We start from the raw sequence: 22,388 nt of genomic DNA, 5'->3' as shown, positions 1-22,388 counted from the left end.
AACGAAGGGAGTCGGCAACGCTCCCTTCGTCATTTGGGTCCCCGCAAAGAACGCACATGACCGACATCCACAGCGACAAGATCCTCATCCTCGATTTCGGCGCGCAGTACACGCAGCTGATCGCCCGGCGCATCCGCGAGTTCGGCGTCTACTGCGAAATCTGGGCCTGGGATCACGACCCGGCCGAGATCGCAAAATACGCGCCCAAGGGCATCATCCTGTCCGGCGGCCCGGAATCGACCACCGAGAAGGACTCGCCGCGCGCCCCGCAGCAGGCTTATGACGCCGGCGTGCCGGTGCTGGGCATCTGCTACGGCATGCAGACGATGGCGATGCAGCTCGGCGGCGCGGTCGAGGGTGGCCATCACCGCGAGTTCGGTTATGCCGAAGTCGAAGTCACCGCCGAATGCGCGTTGTTCGACGGCCTCAAGGACCACGCCGGATCGCCGCCCCGGCTCGATGTCTGGATGAGCCACGGCGACCGCGTGACCGCGATTCCCGAGGGCTTCACCGTGACCGCGCGCACCGACTCGGTGCCGATCATCGCGATGGCCGACGAATCGCGGCGCATGTACGGCGTGCAGTTCCACCCGGAAGTGACCCACACCAAGTCCGGCGAAGCGATGCTGCGTCGCTTCGCGGTCGACATCTGCGGCTGCGAGACCCTGTGGACCGCGGCCAACATCATCGAAGACCAGATCGCCCGCGTGCGCGAGCAGGTCGGCGAGGACGAGATCCTGCTCGGCCTGTCGGGCGGCGTCGATTCCTCGGTCGTCGCGGCCTTGCTGCACAAGGCAATCGGCGAGCGCCTGACCTGCGTGTTCGTCGATACCGGCCTGCTGCGCTGGCAGGAAGGTGACCAGGTCATGGCGATGTTCGCCGAACACATGGGCGTCAAGGTCATCCGGGTTAATGCGGCCGACCGCTATTTCAATGCGCTCGCCGGCGTCAACGATCCCGAAGCCAAGCGCAAGATCATCGGCGGCCTGTTCATCGAGATCTTCGAGGAAGAGTCGGCGAAGCTGCGCAACGTGAAGTGGCTGGCCCAGGGCACGATCTACCCCGACGTCATCGAGTCCGCGGGCAGCAAGACCGGCAAGGCCCATGTCATCAAGAGCCACCACAACGTCGGCGGCTTGCCCGAACACATGAAGCTCGGCCTGGTCGAACCGCTGCGCGAGCTGTTCAAGGACGAAGTGCGGCGCATCGGCGTCGAGCTCGGCCTGCCGCGCGAGATGGTCTACCGGCATCCGTTCCCGGGCCCGGGCCTGGGCGTGCGCATCCTCGGCGAGGTCAAACGCGAGTACGCCGAACTGCTGGCGCAGGCCGACGCGATCTTCATTGACGAGCTGCGCAAGTCCGGCTGGTACGACAAGACCAGCCAGGCCTTCGCCGTCTTCCTGCCGGTGAAATCGGTTGGCGTGGTCGGCGATGCCCGTGCCTATGAATGGGTCATCGCGCTGCGCGCCGTGGAAACCGTGGATTTCATGACGGCGCACTGGGCGCACCTTCCGTACGAGCTGTTGGACGATTGTTCTCGCCGTATTATCAATGAGTTACGCGGTGTTTCTCGCGTAGTTTATGACATCAGCGGCAAGCCGCCCGCGACGATCGAATGGGAATGACGGCCTAGCCCCATGCTGGACGACGCACCGCCGCCACCGGGTTTCAGTGCCGAGGATCAACGCTGGATGCGGCAGGCGCTGGCCCTGGCCGAGCGCGCCCAGCACGAGGACGACGAGATCCCGGTCGGTGCCGTACTGGTCGGTCCCGACGGCGAGATGCTCGCCGAAGGGTGGAACCGCAACATCACCGAGCACGACCCTAGCGCGCATGCGGAAATCGTCGCGATGCGCCAGGCCGGTCAACGCCTGGGCAATCACCGCCTGCTCGGCAGCACGCTGTACGTGACCCTGGAGCCGTGTGCGATGTGCGCGATGGCGATGGTGCACGCGCGGATCAGCCGGGTGGTCTTCGCGGCCAGCGATCCCAAGACCGGCGCAGCCGGCAGTGTTTTCGACCTGCTTACCGACCCACGGCACAACCATCGTGTGCTCGTGCAGGGCGGATTGTTCGGCGACGAGGCCGGCGAAAAGCTCACCCGCTATTTCCGCAGCAAGCGCGGCAAGCCGGCCGGCTGACCCGGCCTCAGTCGACGGGGCGCGGCAGGTGGTCCCGGTCGAGCTCGCGGATGAGCTCCTCGTCGAGCATTGCCACGCTGATGCGCGCTTCCCGACCGAGGTTGATCGACGCCGCCAGCACCAGCAGGACACCGAGCACGGCCAGGCCCGTAGGCAGGGCGCCGAGACGGTAACCGGTGAACTGGTCCAGCGCGATCGCCAGGCTCGTGCCGACGAAGGCACTCATCGCGCCGTAAAGCATCTGCAGGGCATGCAGCACCAGTTTGGACCGTTTGCGGTGGCTGGCGATCTTCGCCTCCAGGCGCAGGCGCTCGCCGCCTTCTTCGGTGTGCTGGAGTTGGGCGATCTGCACGCGCATGCGATCGACCACCCGTGCCAGCCGGCCATTCGAGGACGCCAGCAGGGAGCTGGTCGCGGTCAGGAAGAACGCCGGCGTGATCATCGCCGAGACGACCGCATAGTGCTCGGAGCTGAGATTCAGAGGGCTGGGCATGGGAGTCTGGAAGCCTGCGAGTCCACGGTATGATGCCCGTGATACCGCAGCCAGCGCGAGCCCGATGACCGTACCGCACCCCGACTATCTGATCTGGATCGATCTGGAAATGACCGGGCTCGACCCGGACACCGACACCATCATCGAGATCGCCACCCTGGTCACCGACCAGAACCTGGTCGTGCTGGCTGAAGGCCCCGAACTGGCGATCCGTCATCCGCTCGAACGCCTGCAGGCGATGGACGACTGGAATCGCGGCACCCATACCAAGTCCGGCCTGTGGGACCGCGTGCTCGCCAGCGAGCACAGCCTGGCCCAGGCCGAAGCGCTGACCGTGGACTTCCTTAGTGCCTGGGTGCCGGCCGGCAAATCGCCGATCTGCGGCAACTCGATCTGTCAGGACCGGCGCTTCCTGGTCCGGCACATGCCGCGCCTGGAGCGCTATTTCCACTATCGCAATCTCGATGTGAGCACGCTCAAGGAACTGGCGCGGCGCTGGGCGCCGTCGATCCTCGGCGGATTCAGCAAGGCCGGCGCGCATACGGCCTTGTCCGATATCCGCGAATCGGTCGCCGAGCTGGCTTACTATCGACAACACATGGGCCGACTCGGTGGCGAGTCGGCCTGAGCGTTCTGCGGGTCCAAGCAAGAAAGCAGGGGCAGGGGATGAGATTTTTCGCAACGTTGCTCGCGTTCCTCGCCCTGTGGGCGCCTGGCGCTGCTGTCGCCATGGACGAAAAATCGCTGTCCACATATTCGCGGGAAATCTGGACCACGCGCGACGGCCTGCCGCACAACCAGGTCAACGGCATCGCCCAGACCAAAGAAGGCTACCTGTGGTTCGCCACCTGGGAAGGCATCGTTCGCTACAACGGCCAGGAATTCCGCACCTTTGGCCGGCAGAACGTGCCCGAGCTCAAGGACAACGGCATCCGCTCGGTCAGCGTCGGTCGTAGCGGCTCGCTGATCCTGGGCACCTCGCGTGGCGGCATCAGCGTGCTGCGCGGCGAGAAGTGGCAGACCTACACGACCGCCAACGGCCTGAGCCAGAACGAAGTCATGGCCGCGATCGAGGATCGCGCCGGCCGGCTCTGGGTCGCGACCGAAAGCGCGGGCCTCAATCGCATCAGCAATGGTCAGGTGCGCGTCTTCAGCAAGCGCGACGGTCTGCCCGAGGGCGTCATCTACGCCGTCGTCGAAGACGGCAATGGCGCGATCTGGGTCGGCACGCGCGAAGGCCTGGCGCGCATCGAAGGCGAACGCGTGCAGTTGTTCGGTCGTGCGCAGGGCCTGCCGCCGGATGCGATTTTCAGCGTGCAGCCGGCACCGCGCGGCGGCGTGTATGTGGGCACCCAGCACGGTGTGTACTTCGGCGAGAACGGCCGCTTCAAGAAGCTCGTCGAGGATTTTCCCGACGAAGCGATCCCGAGCCTGCAGGTGGATCCGAGCGGTGCCCTGTGGATCGGCACGGTCAACCGCGGCCTCATGCGCTACGGGCCGAACGGCCTGGAAGTGTTCAATACCGACAGCGGCCTGCCGAATAATCGCGTCGCGTCGCTGTTCACCGATCGCGAAGGCAGCGTCTGGGTCGGCACCAATGCCGGCCTGCTGCGTTTCGCCGACACGCCCTTCGTCACCGTCGACAGCCACAATGGGCTGACCGACGACTACGTGCGCTCGGTCCTGCAGTCCAGCGACGGCACGATCTGGGTCGGCACCGCGCGCGGCCTCAATCGCTGGCATGACGGCATCGCGACGCGCGCGTCCGGCAACGGCTCGCTCGACCAGGTGCTGAGCCTGGAAGAGGACCGCGACGGCAGCCTGTGGGTCGGCATGTACTCGACCGGACTGGAACACTGGGTCAACGGCGCGCCGCAGCGCGCCTTCACCGTCAACGACGGATTGCCCGGCAACCAGGTGCGCGCGATAAAACAAACGCGCGACGGCGCCTTGTGGATCGGCACGTCCACCGGTTTGGTGCGCCGTTTCGAAGGCAAATCGCAGTTGTACAACCAGTCCAACGGCATGCCGCGCGATTTCATCATCAGCCTGCACGAAGCAGTCGACGGCAAGCTCTGGGTCGGTACCGCCAACGGCATGGTGTACATCGAGAACGGCAAGGTCACGGCCGTGCCGATCAACCAGCTGGAAGATGCACAGGATGTCTTCGGCATGCACGAGGACGCCGATGGCACGATGTGGTTCGCGACCGACCGCGGTCTGGTGCGCTATCGCAAGGGCAAGCTCGGCATCCTCAGCGTGCACAGCGGGATGCCGGTCGACACGATCTTCCAGGTCGTCACCGACAGCTACAACAACTTCTGGCTGACGTCGAACTCGGGCGTGATCTATGTGACGCGCGACCGCGCCAACGCCGTGCTCGACGGTCGCAGCCAGACGCTCGACTACCAGCAGTTCGCCGAAGCCGATGGCATGGCCAGCGCGCAATGCAACGGCGGCGCCGGTCCGGCCGCGCTGCGCACGCGCGACGGCGCGATCTGGGTCGCCACGGCGCGCGGCATCGCGATCGTGCAGCCCGACCAGCTGGCGCGCTATCAGCTGGCGCCGCCGCCGGTGGTCATCGAAGGCATTCGTGTCGACGGCCGCGAGTCCAAGGGTGACGCCCTGGTGCTGCCGCCGGGCACGAAAAAGCTCGAACTCGACTACGTCAGCCTGAGCTACCGCACGCCCGAGCAGATCCGCTACCGCTACCGCCTGGAAGGTTTCGACAACAACTGGGTTGAGCGCAACCAGATGCGCAATGCGCAGTACACCAACCTGCCGCCCGGCCGCTATCGCTTCAAGGTCAGCGCGGCCTTGCGCGGCAGTGGCTGGAGCCCGGAGACGGCGACGCTGAATTTCGAGATCCAGCCGCGTTTCTACCAGCGGCCCTGGTTCCTGCCGATGGCCGGCATCCTGTTGGCGTTGATCCTGTACGGGCTGTATCGCGCCCGCGTCGCCAGTCTCGAGGCGCGCGAGCGTGAGCTGAGCTCGATCGTGGCCGACCGTACGCGCGACCTGAGCCTGAAGAACGACCAGCTGGAGAATCTGAACCAGACGATCCGCCAGCAGTCGGAAGCATTCGAGATCCAGGCGCGCACCGACGCGCTGACCGGCCTGGCCAATCGACGCAGCATGGACGAAACCCTCGCGCGCGCTTTCCACGAGGCCGGCGAGCACAACGAGCCGCTGTGTTTCGGCTTGCTCGACATCGACCATTTCAAACGCGTCAACGACGGCTTCTCGCATGATGTCGGCGACGAAGCGCTGCGGGTCGTGTCGCGGGTGATGCTGGCGGAAATGTCGCGCGAGAACGTCGCACGCTGGCGCGGCGACGAGCGTGTCGCCCGCTGGGGCGGCGAGGAGTTCGCCCTGCTGTTCCCCGGCTGCGACATCAATGCCGCGCGTGCGAGCGCCGAACGTCTGCGTGCCGCGATCGAAGCGGCCGACTGCAGCGCGTTCGCGCCCGGCTTGCACATTACCGTCAGCATCGGTATCGCCGAACGCACCGGTCTTGCGCATCACGAGCGCCTGGTCTCGCGCGCCGACCAGAAACTTTACGAAGCCAAGCACGCCGGCCGAAACCGCGTCGTCGGTTAGGCGGGCGAGGGCAGAACGAAAGTTCGCCGCAATGGCGGGCAGGATTGTCTGACGCGGTATCTCACGCCCGAGGCGTCGTCGCCTGCACGCCTTCTTCGACCGTCATCGCGGTGCCGTGGTGATGCACGTGCACTTCCCGCTGCAATACCGGAATGCGAATGCCCTGGCCGGCGAAACTGCCGTGGATGGTTTCGAGCAGTTCCGAGCGTGCGAACGCCACCTCGCCGGCGGGTACCCAGGCGCGCAGTTGCAGGGACACGCGCGTGTCGCCGAGTTCCAGCAGCAGCACTTCCGGCGCGGGTTCGCTCTTGACGCGGCGGTTGCCATTGGCGGCCGCGATCAGGCTCGTGCGCGCCGCTGCCAGGTCGTCGCTGTAGCCGATGCCGATGTTCAGATCCAGGCGACGTTCGCCGCGCGTAGTGAAATTGATGATCGGGGCCGCCGTGATCTGGCTGTTGGGCAGGATGATCACGCGGTTGTCGCCGGTGTGCAGTGTGGTCTGGAAAATACGCACGCTGTCGACGATGCCCTCGAGACCCGCGATCTGCACGCTGTCGCCGGTGTGGAATGGCCGCAGCATGATCAGCATCACGCCCGAAGCGATGTTGGCGAGGGAGTCCTTGAGCGCCAGGCCGATCGCCAGGCCGGCGGCACCGACGACAGCGAGCAGGGACGTGGTCGGCACGCCGGCGTAGTCCAGCGCTGCGATCAGGGCCACGATCACCGCGATCGCATAGGAAACATTGCGCAGGAAACTGCGCAGTATCTGTTCGACCTGCAGGCGCAGCATCAGCCGGTCTAGTGCCCGCGCCACCCAGCGCGCGAGCCAGATGCCGAGGATGCCGATGCTGGCGGCGACCAGCATCCGCCACGCCCAGGCATGATCGAACGCATGGGTCGCCAGGCTGCGCAGCCAGATCAGGAGGTCGCTCATGCCGGGCGGCTCAGCCGGCCTTGATCTTGGCCAGGCGCAGCCAGGTGTCGACGACGGTATCGGGATTCAGCGACATCGACTCGATGCCCTGCTGCAGCAGCCAGTCGGCAAGATCGGGGTGGTCGGACGGGCCCTGGCCGCAGATGCCGACATATTTGCCCTTGGCTTTCGCCGCGGCGATGGCCATCGACAACATTTTCTTGACGGCCGGATTCCGTTCGTCGAACAGGTGCGCGACGATTGCCGAATCTCGGTCGAGGCCCAGCGTGAGTTGGGTCAGGTCGTTGGAGCCGATCGAGAAGCCGTCGAAGATGTCGAGGAATTCCTCGGCGAGCAGCGCGTTCGACGGCACTTCGCACATCATGATGATCTTCAGGCCGTTTTCGCCCTGGACGAGGCCGTTCGCGCGCAGCACCTCGATGACCTGGCGACCTTCCTCGAGCGTGCGCACGAACGGAATCATGACCCAGGCATTGGTCAGGCCCATTTCGTCGCGCACGCGCTTCATTGCGCGGCATTCGAGCGCGAAGCAGTCGGCGAAGCTCGGGTCGACGTAGCGCGCGGCGCCGCGGAAACCGATCATCGGGTTCTCTTCGTGCGGCTCGTAGCGGCTGCCGCCAATGAGATTGGCGTATTCATTGGACTTGAAGTCGGACAGACGCACGATCACCGGGTTCGGCGCGAAGGCCGCCGTCAGCGTGGCGATGCCCTCGGCCAGGCGGTCGACGTAGAAGTCGACCGGACTGGAATAGCCGGCCATCTTCGCGTCGATCTTGCGCTTGGTGTCCGCGTCCTGTTTGCCGTATTCGAGCAGGGCTTTGGGATGCACGCCGATATGACTGTTGATGATCATTTCCAGGCGCGCCAGACCGACACCGCCGTTGGGCAGCATCGCGAAATCGAAGGCGCGCTCGGGGTTGGCGACGTTCATCATGATCTTGAGCGGTGCCGGCGGCATGTGCGCGAGATCGGTCGTGGTCTTCTCGAAGCCCAGCTTGCCGGCATAGATGAAACCGGTGTCGCCCTCGGCGCAGGAAATGGTGACTTCGCTGCCGTCGACGATGTGGTCGAGCGCATTGCCGGTGCCGACGACCGCCGGAACGCCGAGTTCGCGCGCGATGATCGCCGCATGGCAGGTGCGGCCGCCGCGGTTGGTGACGATGGCGGCGGCGCGCTTCATGACCGGTTCCCAATCCGGGTCGGTCATGTCCGCCACGAGCACATCGCCCGGCTGCACGCGCGCCATGTCGGCGAGCGAGCGCACGACGCGGGCGGTGCCGGCGCCGATCTTCTGGCCGATCGCGCGACCTTCACTGATCACGGTGCCGCGCTCGGTCAGCGCATAGCGTTCGATCTGGGTGGCGCGCGCACGCGATTTAACTGTCTCCGGACGCGCCTGCACGATGTACAGCTTGCCGGTCACGCCGTCCTTGGCCCACTCGATGTCCATCGGGCGGCCATAGTGTTTTTCGATGACCAGCGACTGCTTGGCCAGTTCCTGTACGTCGGCGTCGGAGATCGAGAACTTGCGCTGCAGATCGACCGGCGTGTCCTCGTTGCGCACGCGTTCGCCGGGCGCATCCGAATAGACCATGCGGATCTGCTTGCTGCCGAGTGTGCGGCGCAAAATGGCCTGCTTTCCGGCAAGCAATGTCGGTTTGTAGACGTAGAACTCGTCGGGATTGACGGCGCCTTGCACGACGTTTTCGCCCAGGCCGTAGCTGGACGTGATGAAGACCACATCGCGGAAACCCGATTCGGTGTCGAGCGTGAACAGCACGCCCGATGAGCCGACGTCCGAGCGCACCATCAGCTGCACGCCCGCGGACAGGAACACGTCCTCGTGCTTGAAGCCCTGGTGTACGCGGTAGGCGATCGCGCGATCGTTGTAGAGCGAGGCGAACACTTCCTTGACCTTGCGCACGACGTCGTCTTCGCCGGTGACGTTGAGGAAGGTTTCCTGCTGGCCGGCAAAGCTGGCGTCGGGCAGGTCTTCTGCGGTGGCCGAGGAGCGCACGGCGACGGCGATGTCGGCCGCCCCCGCTTCCTTGCACATGCGTCGGTAGCCTTCGCGGATCGCGGCATCGAGCGCGGGCTGCAAGGGCGCATCCATGACCCAGCGGCGGATTTCCGTGCCGGCCTTGACCAGCTCGGCCACGTTTTCGACATCCAGGCCATCGAGGCGGGCGAACATGCGCTCGGCGAGTTTGTTGACCGCGACGAATTCGCGGTAGGCATCGGCCGTGGTCGCAAAACCGCCGGGCACCGAGACGCCGAGCTGGCTGAGGTTGCCGATCATCTCGCCCAGCGAGGAGTTCTTGCCGCCGACCTGGGCAAGGTCGGACAAACGCAGTTCGTGCAGCCAGAGGACGTGGGCGCTCAAGTCGGGCTCCGAGGGGGCAGGGGGCGATAAGCCAAGACCGCTATTATCCCGTCCCAGCGCTGGGCGGGACAAGCAAAGTCTGTCCGGGTGGGCCGGCCGCGCCAGACCGGGCACAATCGCCTCGTCGCGACCCGCGCCATTCCGAGCCATTCCTTGTCCATGAGCCAGAAGCGACCGGTTTTCTACATCTCCGACGGCACCGGCATCACCGCCGAAACCATCGGCCACAGCCTGCTCACCCAGTTCGAGGGCGTGGAATTCGAGACGACCCGCATCGCCTTCGTGGATTCGGTCGACAAGGCCCAGGCCGCCGCCGCGCAGATCCGCGAGGCCGGTGAACGCGCCGGCCTGCGTCCGGTCGTGGTCAACAGCGCGGTGGACATGGAGCTGATCGCGATTCTCGGCGACAGCGGCGCCCTGATGCTCGACGTCTTCGCCCCCTTCATCCTGCCGCTTGAGCAGGAGCTGGGTATGAAGCGGCAGGCGCGCGCCGGCAAGGCGCACGGCCTGGTCGATTTCGCCGCCTACGAGGCCCGCATCAACGCGACCAACTACGCGCTGACCCACGACGACGGCGTCGATCTGGATTACGGCGAGGCGGACCTGATCCTGGTGGGCGTGTCGCGCTCGGGCAAGACGCCGACCTGCCTGTATCTGGCCCTGCATTACGGCGTCAAGGCGGCCAATTACCCGCTGACCGAGGACGACCTGGAAATCGACGAGTTGCCCAAGCGCCTCAAGCCCTACCGACGCAAATTGTTCGGCCTGACCATCGATCCGGTGCGGCTTCAGCAAATCCGCACCGAGCGCAAGCCCAATTCGCGCTACGCGACGATCGAGCAATGCCGGGCGGAGGTCGCGCGCGCTGAATCGCTGTTCAAGATTGTCGGGCTGCCCTCGCTGAGCACGACCCATACATCGATCGAGGAGATCGCCAGCAAAGTGCTGGCGCAATTCGGTATTCAGCGCCACATGTTCTGATTTCGCAAGTCCCGAAACAGGCTGCAGAACGCCGTAAATCGCGTGCTAGCATCCTGCCATGAGCAGCTTGATCACCCGATCGTCCTTGCCCCGTTTCAGCCGCTTCGCGTGGCTGATGGGGCTTTATGGCGAGAATTATCAGCGGCTGTCGCGACTGTTCGACCATGCGCAATTGCGCCAGGGCAGCTACGTCTCGCAGGTCGCCGGTGGCCTCGAACTGCTGGTCGAAGTGCTGGAGGTGCATCCGTACACGCTGGAATTGCGCCTGAGCTACCGGCTCAAGGACCCGCAGACCGGCCAGCCCGATCCGTCCGCCTATGTGCGCATCTACCGCGACGCGCGCCAGGCGGAAGTCACGCATTGTTATGTGGGCCGGCACTGGCAGGACGTACTCGGCCTGTATCCGTCGCCGAAAGTTCTGCTCGGCCACCGCCTGCGCATGAACAATTTTCTCAACAAATGGCTCGAGTATCTGGCCGGGCAGGGGCATGGCCCGCAGACCCTGAAGCCGCTCGCTCCGGAAGATGCCGACGAGCAATCCGTCGTTTGCGCTTGACGACGGAAATCGACGCCGTTAATATTCCGCTTCTTCCTTCGGTGGGGCTATAGCTCAGCTGGGAGAGCGCTACAATGGCATTGTAGAGGTCATCGGTTCGATCCCGATTAGCTCCACCACTAGTTTCAAACAGTCGTTGTCCCCATCGTCTAGAGGCCTAGGACATTACCCTTTCACGGTAGCGACCGGGGTTCGAATCCCCGTGGGGACGCCACACTGGCCTTGGAGTGAAAGCCAAGGCAGCAAAGACCCGGCTCCGGCCGGGTTTTTTGCATCTGCGGTTCGGTGCCGAATCCGGCGACAATGTCGCCCCGACGCCTTGGTTCCGGACTTTCCTGCGCGATGCCGAACGAATGAAGCCGCATTTTCTTCTCAAGGACTGGCACGCGTTCGCGCCGGGGCTGACCGACCGGCAGGCCTGGCTGGACTGGGCCCGCCAACCGCATCTGCCTAAGGGCGAGGACACTCCTGCCTTGGCGGAAATGCCGGCGATGCAGCGGCGACGTGTGGAAAACCTCGGGCGCATGGCCTTGCAGGTGGCTTACTGGTGCCAGGTCTCGGTCGATACAGCGGTTCCGCTGGTGTTCGCGTCCCGGCACGGCGATCTGAGCCGCACCTACGAGATGCTCGACGCACTGGCGCGCGATGAAGCCCTGTCGCCGACGAATTTCGGTCTGTCCACGCACAACGCGATCGCCGCGCAGTACAGCATCGCGCGCAAGCTCACCGGTAATTATTCGGCGGTGTCAGCGGGGGCGGCGAGCGCGGAAGCCGCCGTGATCGAGGCCTTGGGCCTGCTTTCTGATGGCGCCGAGGAAGTGCTGATCGCGATGTACGACGGATGCCCGCCCGACGCCTATGCCCCCTACGCGGACGAGCCCGCGGCCGACTACGCCTGGGCCTTGCGCATCGCCGCCGCCCAAGCCGGCGACGCCGGGTTTTCCCTCGACGGCGACGGCACGGATGCGGACGGACAGGCACCGACCGGGCTGCCGCATGGCCTGGAAGTGCTGCGTTTCCTGCTTTCGGACGACGCGGCGATGGAATTCCATGCGTCCGGTCGATGCTGGCGCTGGCAACGGCATGCGTGAGCGTCTGAACTACGCCTGGCGGGTCATCGCCACCGGCCTGAGTTTCCTGAGCTTCGGCATCGGCGGGGTGATCCTGTGGCTGCTGGTGTTTCCGCTGCTGAGCTTGCTGGTGCGCGATCTGGAGGTCCGCAGCCAGAAGGCGCGGGCGATCATCCACCGCAGCTTCGCGCTGTTCATCGGGTTCATGCACCGCATGGGCGTCCTAACCTATGAAATCCGCGGCGCGGAGCGGCTCGAGCGTCGGGGCCTGCTGGTCCTGGCCAACCATCCGACCCTCATCGACGTGGTGTTCCTGGTCTCGCTGATTCCCAATGCCGACTGCGTCGTGAAATCCCGCCTGGCCACCAATCCTTTCACCCGCGGGCCGGTGCGTGCGACGCGCTACATCTGCAACGACAACGGGGCCGGCCTGATCGAGGACTGCATCGCCTCGCTGCGTTCAGGAAAGAATCTCATCATCTTCCCCGAGGGCACCCGGACCCCCCGAACGGGGCCCGCGACCCTGCAGCGCGGAGCGGCGAATATCGCTGTTCGCGGCCTGCGCGACATCACGCCGGTGATCATCCGTTGCAGCCCGCCGACCCTGTCGAAAGGTGAGAAATGGTATCGTGTGCCTTCACGTCGTTTTCATGTGTCCATTGAGGTCCGAGAGGACATGCCGGTGGCCCCGTTTCTTGCCGGAACGAGCGAAGCCCAGGCGGCACGGAAGCTGACCGAACACCTGACCGGCTATTTCGATCTGGAGCGGCCCATTGCAAGCGCTTGAAGCAGAAATCAAGGATCTGATCATCAGTTCCATGTCCCTCGAGGATGTCACGCCCGCCGACATCGACGCCGCCGCGCCCTTGTTCAACGAAGGCCTGGGCCTGGACTCGATCGACGCGCTGGAACTGGGTCTGGCCCTGCAAAAGCGTTACGGCGTGACCCTGTCCGCCGATTCCGAAGACACCCGCCGCCATTTCGCCAGCGTGCAGACGCTGTGCGCGTTCGTGGCCGCCAACCGCAAGCAATAAAGAGCCCGCCGAGGCTCGTAGAAGAAGAACCCGATCATGACCAAGGAACAGCTCTACCAGCGCATCTCCGCCATCCTGCGCGATACGTTCGGGATCGAAGCCGAACGCATCCGTCTCGACGCGAAGCTGGGGGAGGACCTGGACATCGACAGTATCGACGCGGTCGATCTGATCGTGCAGCTCAAGCCATTGATCGGCAGTTCCCTCAAGCCCGAAGCCTTCAAGTCCGTGCGCACCGTCTCGGACGTCGTCGATGCCGTGCACGGCATGATGCAGACGGGACACGAAGCCTCGACCGGCAGCTAGTCATGCGCTTGCGTACGGCCTTGATCTGGCTGGTGACGCTCCTGTATCCGCTCGCGATCTATTTCGGACTGGGCCATGTCGAGCCGCGCTGGTTGGCGATTTTCCTGCTGGTGATGGCGACGGCACGCGCCGTCATCAGCCGCGATCGTCTTTGGCTCGCCGCCGCCGCCGGTGCCGGCGTGCTCGTGTTGTTCAGCGTGCTGGGCAACGACGCGATGCCGCTGAAACTCTATCCCGTGCTCGTCAATGCCGTGATGCTGGTCGTGTTCGCGGTGAGCCTGCGGCATCCGCCGACGGTCATCGAGCGTCTGGCGCGCCTGCAGGAACCGGATCTTCCGCCGGAAGGCGTCGTCTATACGCGCAAGGTGACGATCGTCTGGTGTGGGTTCTTCGTGCTCAATGGCAGCATCGCGCTGATCACGGCGCTGTGGTGTTCCGACGCTGTGTGGGCGTTGTACAACGGGCTTCTGGCGTACGTATTGATGGGCGTGCTGTTTGCCGGCGAATGGTTGGTGCGACGTCGCGTGAAAGCGGGGCAGGCGCATGGCTGAGTGGCGTGCGCTGCCTTTGTTGTTCTCCGGCGACGCATCTGCGGATGCCGCGCGCATTGTCGCCTTCGAACACGGCGCCGCCGTCCCGTTCGAATCGTTTCGCCGGCAGGTGTTGGCCTGGCGATGCCGCTTCCGTCGCGAAGCCGGCACGCGCGTCGCCCTGCATGCCGAAAGTAGCCTGAGTTTCGCCGCGGCCTTGTTCGGTGCCTGGCACGCCGGAAAAATAGTCACTTTGCCTGGCGACGTCCTGCCCGACACACTGGAGCGGCTGCGCACCGTCGTCGATGCCTTCGCTGGCGACCTGCCCGATGGCTTGCAGCCCGACTTCGCGCACGGCGATGCCGGCGACGACGTGCTGCGGCCTCTGGATCTGCGCAGCACGCGCCTGGTGATCTACACCTCGGGCTCCAGTGGCGAGCCGGCCGCCGTGGAAAAACGCCTGCATCAGCTCGACAGCGAGATTGCGTCGCTGGAAAGCCGTTTCGGCGTCGCCATCGACGGCGCGACGATCCACGGCACGGTCTCCCATCAACACATTTACGGCTTGCTGTTCCGCGTGCTGTGGCCGCTCGCCGCCGGGCGCCCGTTCGCCGCACAGCGGCTGGCCTATCCCGAACAGATCGCCGCGACGCTCGATGCGCAGCCCTCGGTGCTCGTCAGCAGTCCCGCCCATCTCAAACGTCTGTCCACAACCATCGATTGGCGCGCGATGAAGCCCGGCTTGCGTGCCGTGTTTTCCTCGGGCGGTCCTTTGCCGCCGGAAGCCTCGGCATCGGTGCACCGATTGTGGGGCGTCGTTCCGGTGGAAGTGTTCGGCAGCACCGAGACCGGCGGCATCGCGTCGCGGCAGGGCAGCACGCAGGCCTGGTCGCCGCTGCGCGGCGTCGATTGGCGCATCGACGGCGAGACGCTGGCCGTGCGGTCGGCGCATCTGCCGGATGCGCAGTGGTTCGTCAGCGCCGATCGCGCGGTCGCGGTCGAGCAGGGATTCGTGCTGGTCGGACGCGCGGATCGCATCGTGAAGATCGAGGAGCGGCGCATTTCGCTGACGGCGATCGAGCGCGGCCTGCAAGCGTCGCCGCTGGTACACGAGGCGCGGACCTTGCTGCTGACGGGCGAACGCACGGTCGTCGCCGCCGTCTGCCGGCTGACGCACGAAGGACGCGACCTGCTGGCCAGCGCCGGCAAACGGGTACTGGTGCAGAAACTGCGCGACATCCTGGCGGGCAGCATCGACGCGATCGCCTTGCCGCGCCGCTGGCGCTTCGTCGAGACCCTGCCGGTCGACACGCAGGGCAAGGTCACCGAGGCGCGACTGGCCGTGTTGTTCAAACCCCTGTTGCCCCGACCCGACTGGCAGAGCCGCACGGCGAACACTGTCAGCCTGAATCTGGACGTCGACGCCGAGCTCGCCGTGTTCGACGGCCATTTCCCGATCACGCCGGTCTTGCCGGGCGTGGCTTTGCTCGACTGGGCGATCCGGCTCGGCCGCGAGGCGTTTGCGTTGCAGCGCCAGTTCGCGCGCATGGATGTGTTGAAGTTCCAGTTGCTGGTGCGTCCGGGAACGCGACTGAACCTGCAATTGGATTGGCAGGAGAACCACGGTGCGCTGGCGTTCCGCTACACCTCCGAGCTGGGCGCGCATGCCAGCGGTCGCGTGTTGTTCACCGCGCTGCCGGTCGCGGCCGAAGAGCTTGTCCCGTGAGCTCGCCGTCCGTGGGTGATCCCGATTTCCGGCCGGTCGTGGTGATCCCGGTCTACAACCACGAACACGCGATCGGCATCATGGTCGCGGGCGTACGCGCCCAGAACATCGCCTGCGTTCTCGTCGACGATGGTTCTGAAGCCGGCTGCGCGCGCGCACTGGACGCGCTGGCCACAGCGCATCCGGGCGAGGTGTTCCTGGTTCGCCTGACGGAAAACCAGGGCAAGGGCGGCGCCGTCATGGCCGGTTTCCGCGAAGCCGCGCGGCGCGGCTACACGCATGTCCTGCAGATCGACGCCGACGGCCAGCACGATCCGGCTGACATCGGTGGTTTTCTCGCCGAAGCGCGGGCGCATCCGGCGGCGATTGTCTGCGGCTGCCCGATCTACGACGCCTCGGTGCCGAAGGGGCGGCTGTACGGCCGCTACGCCACGCATATCTGGATCTGGATCAATACGCTGTCCTTCGACATCCGTGATTCCATGTGCGGATTCCGCGTCTACCCGCTCGCGCCGGTCATCGCGCTCATCGATTCGGTGGCGATCGGCCGGCGCATGGATTTCGACTGCGAGATTCTGGTGCGTCTGCATTGGCGCGGCGTACGCGTGCGCAACCGTCCGACGCGCGTCACCTATCCGCTGGACGGGGTGTCGCATTTCGATGTCTGGCGCGACAACGTGCGCATCTCGCGCATGCACGCGAAACTGTTCTTCGGCATGTTGTGGCGGTCGCCGCGCCTGCTGTGGCGCAAGGCGACCGGCGCATGAGCGGCCGGCACTGGGCCAGCGTGGGCGAGAGCACCTTTGTCGCCGGCATCTGGTTTTTGTACGGCGTGTATCGCTGGTTCGGGCGCACGCCGTTCCGGCTGTGCCTGTATCCGGTGGTCTTCTACTACTGGCTGACGCGGCCGATGGCGCGTCGCGCCTCACGCGAATATCTGGAGCGACTGCAGGCGAGCCACCAGGTATTCGAGCGGGCGCCGGGCCTGCGCCACAGCTTCCGGCACTTCATCTGCTTCGCCGAAACCCTGCTCGACAAGGCGCTGGCGATGAGCGGCCGCTATCGACGCGAGCGTCTGGAATTCCACGGCCACGAAGCGGTGCTCGCGGCAATCGGCCGGGGGCAGGGCGGGGTGATGATCACGGCGCATATGGGCTGCCTGGAATTGCTGCAGACGGCGGCCGTGCATCGCGAGGGTCTGCGCGTGACCATCCTTGTGCACACCGCGCATGCGCAGCGCTTCAATCGCCTACTGCATCGGCTCAATCCCGACTCGCGCGTGAGCCTGATGCAGGTCACGGATTTTTCTGCGGTGACGGTGATGATGCTGGCCGACCGGGTGGCCGCGGGCGAATTCATCGCGATCGCCGGCGACCGCGTGCCGGTGCAGGGCGACCGCGTAGTGCAGGTGCCTTTCCTCGGGCATTCGGCGCCGCTACCCATCGGCCCCTACCTGCTGGCTTCTTTGTTGCAATGCCCGGCGTATCTGATCGGTTGCCTGCATCATGGCGAGGGCTACCAGGTCGAAGTCAGCCTGCTCGCCGAACAGGTGCGTCTGCCGCGAGGCACACGCGAGCAGGCGCTGACGGCCTACGCCGGCGAATTCGCCCGCTGGATGGAGGGACGATTGCGTCTCTCGCCCTACGACTGGTTCAATTTTTTCCCCTTCTGGGACCAAACGACTCATGCACACGCCCCCCGCTGACAGGACTCCGGTGATCTTCGGCAGCGATCGCCTGCGCATCGAGGATGTCGTCGCGCTCGCACAACGCCGCGGCGAGCCGCGTCTGAATGCCGATCCGGCGTTCCGCGCGCGCATCCAGCGCGGCGCCGATTTCGTCGACCGGCTTATTGCCGAAGATGGCGTGGTCTACGGCATCAGTACCGGTTACGGCGATTCCTGCACGGTGAACATTCCGCCGGCGCTGATCGCGGAACTGCCGCACCACCTCTACACCTATCACGGCTGCGGCCTGGGTCGTTTTCTCGATGCCGACGAAACCCGCGCCGTACTCGCGACACGCCTGGCCTCGCTCGCGCAGGGGATGTCGGGCGTGAGCCTGTGCCTGCTGGAGCAGCTGGAAGCCCTGTTGCGTCACGACATCCTGCCGCGCATCCCGGCCGAAGGCTCGGTCGGCGCGAGTGGCGATCTGACGCCGCTGTCCTACGTCGCCGCTGTGCTGTGCGGCGAACGCGAGGTCAGCCTGGGCGGCGAAACGCTGGCCGCGACCGAGGCGTTGGCGCGCCACCAGCTGACCCCGCTGCAACTGCGGCCGAAGGAAGGTCTCGCGATCATGAACGGCACCGCCGTGATGACGGCACTGGCCTGCCTGGCCTGGCAGCGCGCCGACTATCTGTCGCGCCTGTGCACGCGCCTGACCGCATTCAACGTGTTGGCCAGCGCGGGCAATGCCCATCATTTCGACGAGGCCTTGTTCGCGGTGAAGCCGCACGCCGGTCAGCAGCGCATCGCCGCACGCCTGCGCGAGGACCTGCATTGCGAGCGGCCGACGCGCAACGACCAGCGCCTGCAGGACCGCTATTCCCTGCGCTGCGCACCGCATGTCATCGGCGTGCTCGAAGATGCCTTGCCGTTCTTCCGCGACACCATCGAGAACGAGCTCAACAGCGCCAACGACAATCCCATCATCGACCCGGACCAGGAACTGGTGCTGCACGGCGGTCATTTCTATGGCGGGCATATCGCGTTCGCGATGGATTCGATGAAGAATCTGGTCGCGAATCTCGCCGATCTCATGGACCGGCAGATGGCCCTGCTCGTGGACGCACGCTACAACCACGGGCTGCCGGCAAACCTGTCCGCGGCGACGGGTCCACGGGCCGCGATCAATCATGGTCTCAAGGCCCTGCAGATCAGCGTATCGGCCTGGACCGCCGAGGCACTGAAGCTGACGATGCCGGCGTCGGTGTTCTCGCGCTCGACCGAATGCCACAACCAGGACAAGGTCAGCATGGGCACGATCGCCGCTCGCGACTGCCTGCGCGTGCTCGAGCTGACCGAACAGGTCGCTGCGGCCTTGCTGGTGACCGCGCGTCAAGGCATCGCCCTGCGTCAACGCGTGCAGCCGGACCTGTCGATCGGCGACGAACTCGCCAGCATGATGGCCGACCTGGAAGTGCGCGTGCCGCTGATCGAGGAAGATCGCGCGCTCGACCGCGAATTGCTCGGCCTGGTCAACGCCATCCGCGGCGAAGCCTGGAGTCTGTATGCGCGCTGATCTGAGCCACGAGATCGAACTGAGCCCGGCCTTCCACGACCTCGATCCGATGGTCGTGGTCTGGCACGGCCACTATCTGAAATATTTCGAGCTCGCGCGCTGCGCCTTGCTGCAGCGCTTCAATTTCGACTATCTGCAGATGCGCGAATCGGGCTATGTCTGGCCGATCGTTGACTTGCGTTCGAAGTACGTGCGCCCGGCGCATTTTCAGCAGCGGCTCATCGTGCGCGCGCAGATCGTCGAGTGGGAGAACCGGCTGAAGATCGACTACCAGATCCGCGATGCCGGGACCGGCCAGGTCCTGACTCGTGGCCACACGATCCAGGTCGCGGTCAGCGTGGCCACCGGCGAGATGAGTTTCGTCTCGCCGCCGATCTTGCTGGAACGGCTCGGAGTGACCGGCGCATGAGTGGGATGCTCCGGATTTTGTCGATCGTATTGCTGGTCACGGCGAGCCTGGGCGCCTCCGCGGCTCGCAGCGCCGAGCCGGGCCTGGGCGTGAAGCAACGCCTGTCCGATACGCCGGTCCTGCGCGGCGAGTTCGAGCAGGAAAAGAGCCTGCAGGGTTTCCGCCATCCGCTGCTGTCGAAAGGCGACTTCCTGCTCGCCCGCAAGCGCGGCGTCGTCTGGAACACACGCAGTCCGTTCGCGTCTTCGATCGTGCTCACGCGCGAGCGCCTGAGCACGCGGCAGGCCGACGGCAGTCGCCGCGATCTGCTCGCGAAGGGTGATTCGCCGGCCGTGCGCACCGCGAACGCACTGCTGATGGCCTTGCTGGGCGGCAATGTCAGTGCCTTGTCGCAGCAGTTCGTGCTCAAGGAAACCCTGTTGCCCGAGGGCGCCTGGACTCTGGAGCTCGTGCCCAAGCCGGGCGGCTTGCAGAAAGTCTTTCGCCGCATCGAACTGCAGGGCAACCGGCAAGTGCGCCGGGTGCAGCTGGAGGAAGTCAGCGGCGACCGTACGACGATCCGTTTCCTGAATCTGCGCGAGACACCGGGCGTGCTCGACCCGCGCGAGGCCCGACAGTTTGACTGAGCCGCTCGCTCCCACGGAACTGCGTCTGCGCCAGGTCTGGCGCTGGGCCGCGTGGCTGTGGCTGGCCCTGGTGCTGGCGCTCGTGGTGCAGCAGATCGGCTTCTGGCGCTCGCCGAAGATCGACAGCGACGTCCTGGCCCTGCTGCCGGGCGAAGAACGCGACCCGTTGCTTGCACTCGCCGAGCGCGGCATCGTCGACGGCGCCACCCGCCAGATCGTGGTTCTCGTCGGCGGAAGCGACTGGGCTTCCGTGCGCCAGGCGACGCAAACGTTTACCGAAACCCTAAAAGCATCGCCGACCCTGTCGATGCCCGCGAGCGACGAACTCGCCGCCTCGGCGGCGATCGATTTCTACCGTCCCTATCGCGACCGCCTGCTGACCGCATCGCAACGCACGCAACTGCGCGCGGCCGATCCCGTCGAACTCGGCGATACCGCACTTGCCAGCCTGTATGGTCCGGCGATGGGCGGTGGCCTCACCGAATGGCGCGCCGATCCGCTGGGCCTGTGGACGTCGTGGTGGCAGGCCAGGCTGGGGCAGGGCATCGGCCTGCGCGATGGGATCGCCAGTGTGTCCAAGGACGGCAGTGACTGGGCGATCCTGCGCTACGACGTCGCGAGCTCGGCGTTCCACCTCGACGGTCAGGCGCGGCTGAAAACGGCGCTCGACACTGCGACCGACGCGGCGCGCGCGACGTCGCCGACGATCCGCGTGCTGCGCGCCGGTGTTCCCCTGCATGCGGAAGCCGCGGCGGTGCGCGCGAGCTGGGAGATGAACACGATCGGCTGGGGATCGCTGCTCGCGGTGATCGCCCTGATGTGGCTGGCATTTCGCGGCCTGCGTCCGGTCGCGCTGGTGGCGCTGTCCTTGCTGATCGGTTGCGCCGGCGGCGTCGCCGTGACCGTGCTGATCTTCGGCAAGATCCATCTTCTGACCCTGGTATTCGGCGCGAGTCTGGTCGGCGTGGCCGAGGACTACGGCATCCATTACTTCGCTTGTCGTCAGGGTCATGGCGATCTGTCTTCGCACGGGCTCATGCGCCTGCTGCTGCCCGGTCTGGTGCTCGCGTTGGCGACCAGCGTGCTGGCGTATCTCGCGCTCGGGCTGGCACCATTCCCTGGCTTGCGCCAGATGGCCGTGTTTTCCGCCAGTGGGTTGGTGGTCGCGTTTGCGACGGTGGCTTGCTGGTTCCCCTGGCTCGATCGCGGCCCGCGTCCGATCAGTCGCTTCGGCAATCGCATCGCCGATTCCCTGGCGGGCTGGCCGCGCTGGCGTTCGGATCATCCGCTCGCCTGGATCGTCGCCATCGCACTGCTCCTGTTTTCCGTGACCGGCCTGCAGCGATTGCAGGTACGCGACGATCTGCGCGCCTTGCAGAACTCGCCGGCCGAACTCATCGCGCAGCAACGCGAGATCGGCGGATTGCTTGGCTTGCCCAGCCCCGCGCAGTTCTATCTGGTCAGCGGCACGAGCGCCGATCAGGTGCTCGCCCGCGAAGAGTTGTTGAAGGCCCGTCTCGATCTCCTGCTCGCCGATGGAAAGCTCGGCGGCTACAGCGCGATTTCCGATTGGGTGCCTTCGCAGGCCCGTCAGCGCGCCGATGCCGCTCTGACGGCGCAACGCGAAGCCCAGGTGCTCGCGCGTGTCTCGCAGGCGACCGGCGAAGAACTCGTCCGCCCCGTGTTCGCCGCCTCGGCCCTGCGCATCGAAGATTGGCTGAAACAGCCGGTCGCGGAAGCTTTCCGCGCGCGGTGGCTCGGCGAACACGAAGGGCGCTGGGCGAGTGTGCTGATGCTGCAGGGCGTGGGCCCGACCTCGGATCTGGCCTTGCTCAAAGCGCAGGCGGGCGGCCTCTCCGGCGTGACCTGGGTCGATCGCACCGGCGAGATTTCGCTACTGCTGTCCCACTACCGCGCGATGATGGCCTGGCTGCTGTTGGCCGGTGTCGTCGCGATCGCGCTGGCCCTGTATCTGCGCTATCGCGAGCAAGCCTGGCGGGCCTTGGTGCCGACCTTGATCGCGATCGTGCTCAGTGTCGCGGCGCTGGGCTGGCTGGGCGAGCCCTTCCAGTTATTCAGCGTGCTGGCCTTGTTGCTCCTGTTGGGCATGGGCGTGGACTACGGCATCTTCCTCGTCGAGCATCGCGGCGACGGGGCGAGCTGGCTCGCGGTCTGCCTGGGCGCGGGCAGCACCTTGCTCGCCTTCGGTCTGCTCGCCTTGTCGGCGACGCCGGCCCTGCACGTGTTCGGACTGACGATGCTGTTCGGCGTCGGTCTCGTTTGGCTGTTGTCCCCGTGTTTTCGTCCGATCATCGAACCGGTCGGCCAGACATCCTTCGACATTCCTGCAAGAGACTGAG

Annotated in this window: 21 protein-coding genes and 2 tRNA genes; 20 read left to right on the top strand and 3 right to left on the bottom strand. The window is 65.7% G+C overall.

What is annotated here, in order from left to right; all coding sequences use genetic code 11:
* Window positions 1-56: 56 nt before the first annotated feature.
* Together guaA and tadA are read left to right on the top strand one after the other, a co-directional pair.
* A complete protein-coding gene (gene guaA, locus G467_RS0111280; RefSeq protein ID WP_022969847.1) occupies window positions 57-1,625 on the top strand; it encodes a glutamine-hydrolyzing GMP synthase in 1,569 nt (522 codons plus the stop codon).
* A gap of 12 nt (window positions 1,626-1,637) precedes the next feature.
* Window positions 1,638-2,141 (top strand): tRNA adenosine(34) deaminase TadA, encoded by a 504-nt coding sequence (tadA, locus tag G467_RS0111275; RefSeq protein WP_022969846.1) that lies wholly within the window; start codon window positions 1,638-1,640, stop codon window positions 2,139-2,141.
* A gap of 7 nt (window positions 2,142-2,148) precedes the next feature.
* Here the strand turns inward: tadA and G467_RS0111270 are convergent, their stop codons facing one another.
* Complete coding sequence (locus G467_RS0111270; protein ID WP_022969845.1) at window positions 2,149-2,634, bottom strand: DUF2721 domain-containing protein; 486 nt, start codon at window positions 2,632-2,634, stop codon at window positions 2,149-2,151.
* 64 nt (window positions 2,635-2,698) lie between these two features.
* Here G467_RS0111270 and orn point away from each other — a divergent pair, with 64 nt between their 5' ends.
* Both orn and G467_RS16500 read left to right on the top strand, forming a co-directional pair.
* Window positions 2,699-3,262 (top strand): oligoribonuclease, encoded by a 564-nt coding sequence (gene orn / locus G467_RS0111265; RefSeq protein WP_022969844.1) that lies wholly within the window; start codon window positions 2,699-2,701, stop codon window positions 3,260-3,262.
* Window positions 3,263-3,300: 38 nt separating this feature from the next.
* Window positions 3,301-6,234, top strand: a complete 2,934-nt coding sequence (locus G467_RS16500; RefSeq protein WP_081644658.1) for a ligand-binding sensor domain-containing diguanylate cyclase — start codon at window positions 3,301-3,303, stop codon at window positions 6,232-6,234.
* 61 nt (window positions 6,235-6,295) lie between these two features.
* On the opposite strand, the gene G467_RS16495 is transcribed toward G467_RS16500, so the two are convergent.
* The gene (locus G467_RS16495) at window positions 6,296-7,168 is read right to left on the bottom strand and encodes a mechanosensitive ion channel family protein (protein ID WP_022969842.1); all 873 of its coding nucleotides are present in this window, start codon (window positions 7,166-7,168) and stop codon (window positions 6,296-6,298) included.
* Window positions 7,169-7,178: 10 nt separating this feature from the next.
* On the bottom strand, window positions 7,179-9,551 hold the full coding sequence (ppsA, locus tag G467_RS0111250) for a phosphoenolpyruvate synthase (RefSeq protein ID WP_022969841.1): 2,373 nt from the start codon (window positions 9,549-9,551) through the stop codon (window positions 7,179-7,181).
* 159 nt (window positions 9,552-9,710) lie between these two features.
* Here ppsA and ppsR point away from each other — a divergent pair, with 159 nt between their 5' ends.
* From ppsR to G467_RS0111170, 16 genes are all read left to right on the top strand, one after another.
* A complete protein-coding gene (ppsR, locus tag G467_RS0111245) occupies window positions 9,711-10,532 on the top strand; it encodes a posphoenolpyruvate synthetase regulatory kinase/phosphorylase PpsR (protein WP_026802610.1) in 822 nt (273 codons plus the stop codon).
* Between the two features lie 58 nt (window positions 10,533-10,590).
* The gene (locus G467_RS0111240) at window positions 10,591-11,088 is read left to right on the top strand and encodes a DUF1249 domain-containing protein (RefSeq protein ID WP_022969839.1); all 498 of its coding nucleotides are present in this window, start codon (window positions 10,591-10,593) and stop codon (window positions 11,086-11,088) included.
* Window positions 11,089-11,131: 43 nt separating this feature from the next.
* A tRNA-Ala gene (locus G467_RS0111235) sits at window positions 11,132-11,207 on the top strand.
* Between the two features lie 19 nt (window positions 11,208-11,226).
* A tRNA-Glu gene (locus G467_RS0111230) sits at window positions 11,227-11,302 on the top strand.
* A gap of 139 nt (window positions 11,303-11,441) precedes the next feature.
* On the top strand, window positions 11,442-12,179 hold the full coding sequence (locus G467_RS0111225) for a beta-ketoacyl synthase chain length factor (protein WP_026802609.1): 738 nt from the start codon (window positions 11,442-11,444) through the stop codon (window positions 12,177-12,179).
* The gene (locus G467_RS0111220) at window positions 12,139-12,945 is read left to right on the top strand and encodes a lysophospholipid acyltransferase family protein (RefSeq protein ID WP_022969837.1); all 807 of its coding nucleotides are present in this window, start codon (window positions 12,139-12,141) and stop codon (window positions 12,943-12,945) included. Before G467_RS0111225 ends, G467_RS0111220 begins: the two co-directional genes overlap by 41 nt.
* Window positions 12,946-12,976: 31 nt before the next feature.
* Window positions 12,977-13,192 carry a phosphopantetheine-binding protein gene (locus G467_RS0111215; RefSeq protein ID WP_245559069.1) on the top strand — a complete coding sequence of 72 codons (216 nt, stop codon included), beginning with the start codon at window positions 12,977-12,979 and terminating at the stop codon, window positions 13,190-13,192.
* Window positions 13,193-13,228: 36 nt separating this feature from the next.
* Window positions 13,229-13,498 (top strand): acyl carrier protein, encoded by a 270-nt coding sequence (locus G467_RS0111210; RefSeq protein WP_022969835.1) that lies wholly within the window; start codon window positions 13,229-13,231, stop codon window positions 13,496-13,498.
* A gap of 2 nt (window positions 13,499-13,500) precedes the next feature.
* Window positions 13,501-14,049: a COG4648 family protein gene (locus G467_RS0111205; protein WP_026802607.1), complete on the top strand. Its 549-nt coding sequence runs from the start codon at window positions 13,501-13,503 to the stop codon at window positions 14,047-14,049.
* Window positions 14,042-15,754: an ApeI family dehydratase gene (locus G467_RS16490; RefSeq protein ID WP_022969833.1), complete on the top strand. Its 1,713-nt coding sequence runs from the start codon at window positions 14,042-14,044 to the stop codon at window positions 15,752-15,754. Before G467_RS0111205 ends, G467_RS16490 begins: the two co-directional genes overlap by 8 nt.
* A complete protein-coding gene (locus G467_RS0111195) occupies window positions 15,751-16,521 on the top strand; it encodes a glycosyltransferase family 2 protein (protein ID WP_022969832.1) in 771 nt (256 codons plus the stop codon). Before G467_RS16490 ends, G467_RS0111195 begins: the two co-directional genes overlap by 4 nt.
* On the top strand, window positions 16,518-17,459 hold the full coding sequence (locus G467_RS0111190) for a lysophospholipid acyltransferase family protein (RefSeq protein WP_026802605.1): 942 nt from the start codon (window positions 16,518-16,520) through the stop codon (window positions 17,457-17,459). The genes G467_RS0111195 and G467_RS0111190 overlap by 4 nt, the downstream gene beginning before the upstream one ends.
* Window positions 17,440-18,993, top strand: coding sequence for an HAL/PAL/TAL family ammonia-lyase (locus tag G467_RS0111185; protein WP_026802604.1), 1,554 nt, complete (start codon window positions 17,440-17,442; stop codon window positions 18,991-18,993). The genes G467_RS0111190 and G467_RS0111185 overlap by 20 nt, the downstream gene beginning before the upstream one ends.
* Complete coding sequence (locus tag G467_RS0111180) at window positions 18,983-19,402, top strand: acyl-CoA thioesterase (RefSeq protein WP_022969830.1); 420 nt, start codon at window positions 18,983-18,985, stop codon at window positions 19,400-19,402. Before G467_RS0111185 ends, G467_RS0111180 begins: the two co-directional genes overlap by 11 nt.
* Window positions 19,403-19,407: 5 nt before the next feature.
* Entirely contained in the window at window positions 19,408-20,028 is a 621-nt protein-coding gene (locus G467_RS0111175) for a LolA family protein (RefSeq protein WP_022969829.1), read from the top strand.
* Window positions 20,021-22,387 (top strand): MMPL family transporter, encoded by a 2,367-nt coding sequence (locus G467_RS0111170; RefSeq protein WP_022969828.1) that lies wholly within the window; start codon window positions 20,021-20,023, stop codon window positions 22,385-22,387. Before G467_RS0111175 ends, G467_RS0111170 begins: the two co-directional genes overlap by 8 nt.
* Window position 22,388 lies beyond the last annotated feature (1 nt).

Origin of the sequence: Arenimonas oryziterrae DSM 21050 = YC6267, from assembly GCF_000420545.1 — a bacterium.
Classification (GTDB): domain Bacteria; phylum Pseudomonadota; class Gammaproteobacteria; order Xanthomonadales; family Xanthomonadaceae; genus Arenimonas; species Arenimonas oryziterrae.
The sequence above is the reverse complement of the archived record's forward strand: the minus strand, read 5'-3'. Positions and strand labels throughout refer to the sequence as shown.

Coding starts and splice junctions, on each gene's coding strand:
- guaA (WP_022969847.1), top strand. CDS start 57: ATGACCGACATCCACAGCGACAAGATCCTCATCCTCGATTTCGGCGCG.
- tadA (WP_022969846.1), top strand. CDS start 1,638: ATGCTGGACGACGCACCGCCGCCACCGGGTTTCAGTGCCGAGGATCAA.
- G467_RS0111270 (WP_022969845.1), bottom strand. CDS start 2,634: ATGCCCAGCCCTCTGAATCTCAGCTCCGAGCACTATGCGGTCGTCTCG.
- orn (WP_022969844.1), top strand. CDS start 2,699: ATGACCGTACCGCACCCCGACTATCTGATCTGGATCGATCTGGAAATG.
- G467_RS16500 (WP_081644658.1), top strand. CDS start 3,301: ATGAGATTTTTCGCAACGTTGCTCGCGTTCCTCGCCCTGTGGGCGCCT.
- G467_RS16495 (WP_022969842.1), bottom strand. CDS start 7,168: ATGAGCGACCTCCTGATCTGGCTGCGCAGCCTGGCGACCCATGCGTTC.
- ppsR (WP_026802610.1), top strand. CDS start 9,711: ATGAGCCAGAAGCGACCGGTTTTCTACATCTCCGACGGCACCGGCATC.
- G467_RS0111240 (WP_022969839.1), top strand. CDS start 10,591: ATGAGCAGCTTGATCACCCGATCGTCCTTGCCCCGTTTCAGCCGCTTC.
- G467_RS0111225 (WP_026802609.1), top strand. CDS start 11,442: ATGAAGCCGCATTTTCTTCTCAAGGACTGGCACGCGTTCGCGCCGGGG.
- G467_RS0111220 (WP_022969837.1), top strand. CDS start 12,139: ATGCGTCCGGTCGATGCTGGCGCTGGCAACGGCATGCGTGAGCGTCTG.
- G467_RS0111215 (WP_245559069.1), top strand. CDS start 12,977: ATGTCCCTCGAGGATGTCACGCCCGCCGACATCGACGCCGCCGCGCCC.
- G467_RS0111210 (WP_022969835.1), top strand. CDS start 13,229: ATGACCAAGGAACAGCTCTACCAGCGCATCTCCGCCATCCTGCGCGAT.
- G467_RS0111205 (WP_026802607.1), top strand. CDS start 13,501: ATGCGCTTGCGTACGGCCTTGATCTGGCTGGTGACGCTCCTGTATCCG.
- G467_RS16490 (WP_022969833.1), top strand. CDS start 14,042: ATGGCTGAGTGGCGTGCGCTGCCTTTGTTGTTCTCCGGCGACGCATCT.
- G467_RS0111190 (WP_026802605.1), top strand. CDS start 16,518: ATGAGCGGCCGGCACTGGGCCAGCGTGGGCGAGAGCACCTTTGTCGCC.
- G467_RS0111185 (WP_026802604.1), top strand. CDS start 17,440: ATGCACACGCCCCCCGCTGACAGGACTCCGGTGATCTTCGGCAGCGAT.
- G467_RS0111180 (WP_022969830.1), top strand. CDS start 18,983: ATGCGCGCTGATCTGAGCCACGAGATCGAACTGAGCCCGGCCTTCCAC.
- G467_RS0111175 (WP_022969829.1), top strand. CDS start 19,408: ATGCTCCGGATTTTGTCGATCGTATTGCTGGTCACGGCGAGCCTGGGC.